At 55.2% G+C, this 8200-nt stretch carries 7 protein-coding genes; all 7 read left to right on the top strand.

What is annotated here, in order from left to right; all coding sequences use genetic code 11:
- The coding region (locus tag AC33YF_RS11875) for an ABC transporter permease (RefSeq protein ID WP_491777419.1) at positions 1 to 2006 on the top strand (2006 nt) is incomplete at its 5' end.
- On the top strand, positions 1996 to 3093 hold the full coding sequence (locus AC33YF_RS11870; RefSeq protein ID WP_491777418.1) for a lipocalin-like domain-containing protein: 1098 nt from the start codon (positions 1996 to 1998) through the stop codon (positions 3091 to 3093). The genes AC33YF_RS11875 and AC33YF_RS11870, both read left to right, overlap by 11 nt.
- 407 nt (positions 3094 to 3500) lie before the next feature.
- The gene (locus AC33YF_RS11865) at positions 3501 to 3851 is read left to right on the top strand and encodes a hypothetical protein (protein ID WP_491777417.1); all 351 of its coding nucleotides are present in this window, start codon (positions 3501 to 3503) and stop codon (positions 3849 to 3851) included.
- Positions 3852 to 4245: 394 nt separating this feature from the next.
- Positions 4246 to 4641, top strand: a complete 396-nt coding sequence (locus AC33YF_RS11860) for a hypothetical protein (RefSeq protein ID WP_491777416.1) — start codon at positions 4246 to 4248, stop codon at positions 4639 to 4641.
- A gap of 174 nt (positions 4642 to 4815) precedes the next feature.
- Positions 4816 to 5784 (top strand): 2,3-diaminopropionate biosynthesis protein SbnA, encoded by a 969-nt coding sequence (gene sbnA, locus AC33YF_RS11855; protein ID WP_491777415.1) that lies wholly within the window; start codon positions 4816 to 4818, stop codon positions 5782 to 5784.
- On the top strand, positions 5733 to 6812 hold the full coding sequence (gene sbnB, locus AC33YF_RS11850) for a 2,3-diaminopropionate biosynthesis protein SbnB (RefSeq protein WP_491777414.1): 1080 nt from the start codon (positions 5733 to 5735) through the stop codon (positions 6810 to 6812). Before sbnA ends, sbnB begins: the two co-directional genes overlap by 52 nt.
- Before the next feature lie 74 nt (positions 6813 to 6886).
- Positions 6887 to 8008 carry an amidinotransferase gene (locus AC33YF_RS11845; protein ID WP_491777413.1) on the top strand — a complete coding sequence of 374 codons (1122 nt, stop codon included), beginning with the start codon at positions 6887 to 6889 and terminating at the stop codon, positions 8006 to 8008.
- Positions 8009 to 8200: the final 192 nt, after the last annotated feature.

The following is an 8200-nucleotide window of genomic DNA, read 5'->3' as shown; positions in this document are numbered from 1 at the left end:
CGACCGCTGCATTTCTCAAGCGCAGCGGCGTAACGGGCGAAATCTGGATCTCCGACCGCCTACCCCCCGATACCGTTCTCGGTGATTTCTCCGCACTGGCGCGAATTCTCCCGGGCAACGAAGGGGATATCTCGGCCGCTGGCTTCTCCCAGCTCATCGTGCTTGAGAATCAACCGAGCGATCAGGTCCCGCTGCGCGAATTTGCGGATGTTATCCTGACCGAACCAGCAGATCGTGCAGGGATGACTGAGCTTACCGATAGTTTTCATCTCAACCTAACGGCGTTTGGCTTTCTCTCTTTTGTGGTGGGCCTGTTCGTTGTTTACGGCATCATCAGCCTGTCATTTGAGCAGCGGCGGGTAGTATTCAGGACGTTGCGTCTGCTTGGCGTGTCGCGGCAGCAACTCATCGCGAGCCTGGCGATAGAGCTCCTTGTGCTGGCATTAATTGGCGGGATACTCGGTGTGATTGGCGGTTACTTCCTAGCCGCGTTGCTGCTGCCGGACGTGGCGGCGACATTGGAGAGCCTTTATCGCGCAAACGTCTCCGGTTCGTTGACCTTTCGTTGGCAGTGGTTGTTGTCGGGCATCGCAATCACGCTCCTGGGTACAGCACTTGCCTCGACTAGCGGATTTATCCAAACCGCACGCGGTTCCATTCTTGAAGCGGACGGGGCCAGCAGCTCAAGCATGCGTCTTTTTCGAATGTCGCGCCTTCAAGCTGGCCTCGCACTTGCCCTGTTAGCGCTGTTCACAACTCTCATGGCCCTGGGCCATGGGCTTATAGCTGGGTTTGTTGCGCTGGCCAGTTTGCTGGTCGGTTTTGCTCTGGCGCTTCCGTCCCTGTTGAGCTGGATCATCGCGTTGGCTTCAAAATTCGTACGAGGGCCGCTTGCCGAGTGGTTTCTGGCCGATGCCCGATTCGTGCTACCGGGTCTATCGATCGCGCTGATGGCGCTGCTGATGGCGGCGTCGGCCAATATTGGCGTCAGCACGATGGTCGGCAGCTTCCGGACCACGTTTATCGATTGGCTGGAAAAAAGACTGGCCGCTGAAGTCTATCTCTCGGCACGGTCCGCAGACGAGGCAGCGGCCATATCCCAATGGTTGGCGCCGAGAGTGGATGCGGTCCTTCCCGTGGTAAGCGAGCGCGTTCGCCTGTCCAAGGCGACCGGAGACTTATATGGAGTTGCCGATCACGCGACCTATCGACGGGACTGGCCACTGAAGGCATCCAGGAAAGATGCCTGGGACCGCATCTTTTCCGGCCACGGCGTACTTATTAACGAACAACTTTCATTGCGATTGGATCTTGAGCTCGGCGATACATTGAACATCGAAGGCGACCACGTGCTGGAAATCGTGGGGATCTATCCAGATTATGGAAACCCGTCAGTCGAAGCGATGATCGGTATCGACCTTTTCGAGCGTTGGTATCCCGATACGGCGCGGCGGCAGTTCGTCGTCCGGGTGGACCCGAGCCAGTCCGATGAGATCATTCGAGGCCTGCAGGAGACATTTGCGTTGCCGAGCTCGAACATCGCAAACCAAGCCGAGGTCAAGCAACTATCGCGGCAGATTTTCGAGCGGACTTTCGTTGTCACGGCTGCGCTGAATGTCCTGACGCTTGGCGTCGCCGTCTTCGCGTTACTCACAAGCCTTGTGATCCTGTCGACCTATCGTCTGCCGCAGCTGGCGCCGCTGTGGGCCATGGGGATGACCCGAGCGCAAATTGCGTGGTTCGAACTGTTACGCGCGCTGCTTTTGGCCTTGCTGACTGGTTTAATCGCCATTTTGGTCGGCCTGATGCTGGGCTGGGTCCTGCTTTCAGTTATCAATGTTGAGGCGTTCGGCTGGCGGCTTCCGTTTCACTACGACCCGCGTGACTGGGCTCTGCTGATCGCGTACTCAGTACTCGCCGCGCTGGTCGCGGCTGCCTACCCCGCGCTCAGACTCGCCAGGGTCTCGCCCTCAAACTTGTTGAAGCAGGCCGTTGATGCGAACTAGCTGGAACCGACGCGTCCTGATCGTGACGGCGACAATCGCGTTACTTTGCGGGGTTCAGGCTATGGGTCAGGGGTTTTCCGGTCTGGGCACTAATGCTGAGGGGTTCGCGGTGCCGGAGCGCGGCAACCCCCTCGTATTCCCGCCAGATCACGCAGCGCACGAAAATTACCGGATCGAATGGTGGTACCTCACTGCCAACCTCAGCGATGCGAAGGGCAAGCGCTACGGTATGCAGTGGACATTGTTCCGGTCGGCCCTGTCACCAGGAGCAGGGACGCAATTCTCGCCTAGACAGGTATGGTTCGCGCATTCTGCAGTTACGACGGCTAACGAGCATTTCACGTCTGAAACCATCGCCAGGGGTGGACTTGGGACGGCGGGCGTGACCGCCGAGCCGTTCAGGGCCTGGATCAACGGATGGGAAATGCGCGGGCAAGCAAAGCCACCGGATGATGCGTTGAAGCGGCTTACGCTGAAGGCGAGCGGCCCAAATTTTTCCTATGAAATGGAACTGGTCAGCGACGGCCCGCTGGTCTTCCATGGGGATGACGCCTATTCCGTCAAATCCCAGAGCGGTCAGGCGAGTTATTACTACTCACAGCCATTTTATCGGGTGCGAGGCACCATCAAACTACCGGACGGCCCGGTGACGGTCTCCGGCAAGGCCTGGCTCGACCGCGAATGGTCGTCACAACCGCTCTCGGCCGACCAAACCGGTTGGGACTGGGTATCGCTCCATCTGGACACCGGCGAAAAACTCATGGGATTTCAACTCAGGAATTCGGATGGAACGGCCTACAGGTCCGCCACATGGATTGGCGCGGATGGCGCCACTCACGCAATGTCTCATCCGCATCTCAATATGGAACCTCTATCGCGAACATCGGTAGCAGGAAGACAGGTGCCGACGCGCTGGAATGTTATGTTGCCCGAGCACAATCTCGATGTGACGATTGAAGCCATTAATCCGAAGGCCTGGATGGACCTCTCGATAGCCTATTGGGAGGGCCCGGTTGTTGTAAGCGGTTCACACTCCGGGATGGGATACCTGGAGATGACGGGATATCCAGTCAGCCCAGCGAACTAGGGTACTCTTCAGGAATGGTCGTCCCTTGCTCTTTAAACTAGCGGAATTGTTTCAGAATTGACGCTGCAAAGAACTACAGCATACGAGGCACACTCGGCTATCTCTACCACGCAGGATCTCTAAGCTAGTCTGAGCTAGGGAAAGGTCAGCTTCTGGCACTTGTTGCACATCAGGTGAGCTGTCGAGAACGTCTGCTTACGGGTGCAAAGCAGACGTGCCTTTTAGTCTCGTCGATGTCGGCTCATGACCTAAAGCGGACATAGCTAATGACCCAGAACAGACTTTCATGACAGGTTTAGTCCTAGCAATTAGCCGAATGAGCATTCTCGCCTTGACGGACTCCTCGATCTGGGCGTTAGGATAAGGCTTTGGAAGCTGACGATGAAGCTAGCCCAAGGGTCGTTCCAATGCGCAACGCTCTTTGCTTCACTGCCGTGGTCCTTGCAGCCATTAGTCTGGGCAGTATCGCATCAGCCGAGGCAAATCCAGGACCGGCTGTCGCGGTCAAAGTTCAAGGCTTTAATAACTCGATAGTGGAGAAGGTTGGCTGGCGCCGGCGTCATGCCCGGCGTCGTGCTCGGCGGTGCTACCGTTATGGCGACTGTGTGCCTGCCTATGGATACTATCCTCCTAACGGTTACGTGCCAGCGCCGGCTTATGCGCCGCCTCCCGACTACGCGCCGCCCCCGGCCTATGCGTATCCGCCGCGCATCTACACTCGCCCTTACTACCGACCTTATCCCCGACGTTACTGGTAGGGCATAGAGCCGACCGCCGGCTTTTGTGGCGTTCTCCAGACCTCACTACGGACGCCGCTTGATAAATCAAAGTCGACTAAATCCGGCTTCGTACTCTGTGTGCTCAAGCAAGAAAAAGCGCGGCACGCTTTACGCCCCTTCATGTCTGCTATTGGCACTTACCAGACCTCAATCGCGAGGCTGTGGATGCATGCTTATGAGCGTAAACCAGAAGTGGCTGGTTCCCGCCATGATGCCCGATAATGACCCAAAGCGGACATGTGCTTAGTGGTGTGACTGCTGACAGCGTAGTAAGATGGTTCTGCCACTAATAGATCCGACGTTTCGGCTTGCATCGATCTGAGTGAAGCTGGCCGTGCTATTCTGTGTACTGCAAATTGTTGGGAGGTTCGAGATGAAACAGATTATTCCGTTTGCACTTGTGGTCTTGCTATCGACGGCGACCTTCCCGGTGCACGCCATCGAAGCATGGCAAGCTTTCGACTGCGTGCTTGAAGGCGAAGAGAGTGAAAAGGATGCCATTGCGGCTGCCAAGAAATGGCTCAAGGCAGCTAGATCTATGGAGGGTGGTGAAGAGATGCGGGCAAGCGTGCATTTCCCGGTGGCAGCAGGAGGTGCCGGGGATAGTGACTTCAAATTCATAGTGATAGCGCCGTCTTTCAAAGCTTGGGGCACGTTTTGGGACGGCTACGAAGGATCCCCCGCTCATCAGATTGACTTGGAGACCGACGAGATCACGACCTGCACAAGGAGCCGGTTGTTCGAAGGGGTGGTGATCGAAGTCGAATAGGTCTACTGCCCGTCTCAGGCAAGTGAGCGTTGGACCTGGCCAGAGTTTGGGGGTCCAGCGTTCGAATTTGCCGTTGCCTCGATTTGGATAAGTCAGCCACGTTGCCCAGCCCCTGATTCGTCAAGATTGAATACGCTGATGGAGCTGAATTACGCCTGCCCAGGGAACCATTGAATGATCGTCGACTCACCGCTTGAGCTTCTTTTCCGCAACATGTTTTATCGGCTACGAGGCTTTGGCGGAGTTCACGACGTCTTTTTGAAACTGGAAGGCTTCAATGTCACCGGTTCCATAAAGATCAAGACGGCAATCGGTCTTATCGAGGACCTTGAAGCGCGTGGCATCGCAAAGCCTCAGGAAACTGTCATCATCGAATCTTCCTCAGGCAATCTCGGAATCGCACTAAGTATGGTCTGTGCGAGCAAGGGCTACCAATTTGTATGCGTGACAGACTCTAACGCCACACGGGCAAACATTCGAGGTATGCAGTTGTACGGGGCCAAAGTGATAGTTGCCGAAGACCGAGAGCCGGGTGGCGGATTTCTGGAGAAAAGATTTGAGATTATCGATCAGCTTCTAAAGGCTAATCCAAAGTCGGTCTGGCTTAACCAGTACGACAACCCCGTCAACATCAAGGTCCACGCAGAGCAGACCGCCAACGAAATTGCGGATGAATTCCAGCAGGTCGATTGGATCTTTGTTGGTGCTGGAACCACGGGCACGCTCGGTGGCATCTGTGAGCGTCTGCGCGAGGTTTACCCTCGCATCAAGATCGTGGCCGTTGAACCCACAGGATCGGTCACCTTCGGTGGCCGACCAGGCAAGCGGTATATTCCCGGAGTGGGAACGAGCGTTCGGCCAAGCATCGCCGATTTCGCGGATCCTGACAGGATCGTCGCGGTTGATGAGCTAACGACCGTGAAGATGTGTTTGTCCTTCGCGCAGGACTATCACCTGCTCGTAGGAGGAAGCACGGGGACAGTGTTGGCTGCCATAAAAGCGACCTCTGCTGAGTTTGCGCGTGGAGAGACGGTCGTCGCCATATCTCCTGACATGGGCGACAAGTACCTCGATACCATTTATAACCCAGAGTGGGTGGAACAATACATGTCGGCATCGGCGGCGGTCGTGTCCGAGAGTTGAGGGGAGCTGCCGTGGTCGCACTGCCAGAATTCTATGTTGTTTCTGGAGCTACGGTGAAAGACGTAATTGATGATTGTCCAAGCGAAATATTCTCAGCTATAGAAAAAGCATACCGCCTGCATGCAGCAGGTGAGTCAATTAATCCCGACAGCTATTTCCTGCGCTTTCCCGAAAAACCACGAGACCGTATTATCGCTTTGCCAGCACGTCTCGGTGGTGACGTCCAGAGAAGTGGTCTGAAGTGGATTGCAAGCTTCCCGGAGAATACGGCTGCGAACTTGGCCCGTGCATCCGCTGTGCAGATTCTGAACGACCCGGGAACAGGTTATCCTGTTGCATGCATGGAAGCGTCGCTGATAAGTGCGACACGAACGGCCGCTTCTGCGGCATTGGGTGCTGAGGCGCTTTCACCTTCACCGCTTACGGGCACCCTGTGCATTGTTGGAACTGGGGTTATTGCGCGTGCCACCTTCTATTGGCTCAAGTTCCGGGGGTGGTCTTTTGATAGAATCAACCTCTTTGACCTCAAACGCGCAGAGGCCGAACGCTTCGCGCAATGGCTCAGAAGCAACCACGACGAGCGCGCTGAAGTTGAGCGTAGCTTGGGTGCCGCGATATCCAATGCTTCTCTGATTGTGTTTACAACGACGGCGCTCGAACCCTACCTCGACGACCCTGACCTATGCTCCCATGCGCCTACAATCTTGCACCTGTCTTTGCGTGACATCGCAGTCAACGTTATTCTTGAAGGGCAAAACTTCGTTGATGATATCGACCATTGTCTGAAGCAGAGGACGTCAGTTCATCTGGCCGAGATGGAGACCGGCAATCGCGACTTTATTGCGGGGACGTTGGTCGACGTTCTTGACAAGAAATGTGTGATTGATCCCAAGAGGCCCAGAATATTTTCGCCCTTCGGTCTTGGTGTGCTCGATATTGCTATCGCCGACTTGGTCCTCGACCAGGCTATCGCTCGAGAGGAGGCAACAGTCATCCCTGATTTTTTCAGCAACTCTTTGCGGTGGTAGCTCGACGGACTCCTTCGATGCCACACCTAGTCAGTCAGAAAGTGAATTACTTCATATGAGGAAGGGATTTTGAAATGAGCTCCATAGAAAGTGATGGTTTGATGGAGCGTGTCGCGGTAGGGAAGCCGCCGGCAAGTTCGCTAGGTGGCCGCGTGTGGAGTTGCAACGAATGGGATCCGCTTGAGGAGGTAATCGTAGGCAACCCCTTCAATGCACGCTTCCCATACCCCGACAAGAGCACGCAGGTTGCGGAGTATCCGGATCGTCCACTAGACGAGTTACCGCGCGGCCCTTTCCCGGAGAAAATTATCGAAGAAGCCGAAGAGGACCTTCAGGAGTTCATCGAAGCGCTTGAGAGTCGAGGCGTCATCGTAAAGCGGCCCGAGACATGGGCCCACGAAAAGCGACTGTCGACAATTCATTGGGAATCTTCCGGATACTACAACTATTGCCCGCGCGACATTATGCTCGTGATAGGCGATCAGATTATCGAGACACCCAATGTCATTCGCAGTCGTTCTCAAGAAACTTTTAGTTATCGAAATTTGCTATTGGATTATATGAGGTCTGGGGCAAAATGGATCAGCGCCCCGAAGCCTATGCTTCTCGACTCATTGTTTGATGTCGACTTGACGAAGCCCACGCCGCGTAATGATGAGCCGGCATTTGACGCCGCCAATGTCCTGCGCTTCGGTTACGACCTAGTTTACTTGGTGAGCGCCACCGGTAACGAATTGGGTAGTCAGTGGCTGCAGTCGGTGCTTGGTGACAAGTTCCGCATCCATTTGTTGAAAGACATCTATTTCGGAAGCCACATCGACTCGACGTTAGTAGCGCTCAGGCCGGGGCTAATCCTCTGCAATCCAGCGCGTGTCGGCAAGGAAGACCTGCCTGAAATCTTCAGGCAGTGGGAGGTGATCTTTAGCCCGCCGATGGAGAATACAGACCGCTATAGCGACGAGTATTTGTCCAAATGTATCGGCAGTGACTGGATTGATATGAACGCGTTCAGCATCAGCCCAGAATGTGTGGTTGTCGATCGTGATCAAACGGCTCTCATTAGGCTTCTCGAGAAGCATGGGCTCGAAGTAATCCCCATCAAGTTGCGCCATTCGAAAATGCTCGGCGGTGGGTTTCATTGCGTGACGCTTGACGTGCGTCGCAAGGGTAAGCTCGATCGGTACTTCGATGACTAAGCCTACGTAATGCAAGCTCCGTCGTAGGCATGACAGCGTGCAAGGATTTCTTCTGAACCGGCTCCTCTGTGGGTTCGGTAAATTTGCGGTAAGTGTGGAGGACCTGGGTTGGCTGCCGTTTTCGTAATGAGCGCCGCCACGCTGCTTCTGCTCATCATCTATTTGGCTTGGAGACGGTATCTGTGGGCTTGC

This window comes from Methyloceanibacter sp., from assembly GCF_058506495.1.
The sequence above is the reverse complement of the archived record's forward strand: the minus strand, read 5'-3'. Positions and strand labels throughout refer to the sequence as shown.

Bases quoted from the DNA above. Each gene is read 5' to 3' on its own strand.
- AC33YF_RS11860 (WP_491777416.1), top strand. From the start codon at position 4,246: ATGAAACAGATTATTCCGTTTGCACTTGTGGTCTTGCTATCGACGGCG.
- AC33YF_RS11845 (WP_491777413.1), top strand. From the start codon at position 6,887: ATGAGCTCCATAGAAAGTGATGGTTTGATGGAGCGTGTCGCGGTAGGG.
- AC33YF_RS11865 (WP_491777417.1), top strand. From the start codon at position 3,501: ATGCGCAACGCTCTTTGCTTCACTGCCGTGGTCCTTGCAGCCATTAGT.
- AC33YF_RS11870 (WP_491777418.1), top strand. From the start codon at position 1,996: ATGCGAACTAGCTGGAACCGACGCGTCCTGATCGTGACGGCGACAATC.
- sbnA (WP_491777415.1), top strand. From the start codon at position 4,816: ATGATCGTCGACTCACCGCTTGAGCTTCTTTTCCGCAACATGTTTTAT.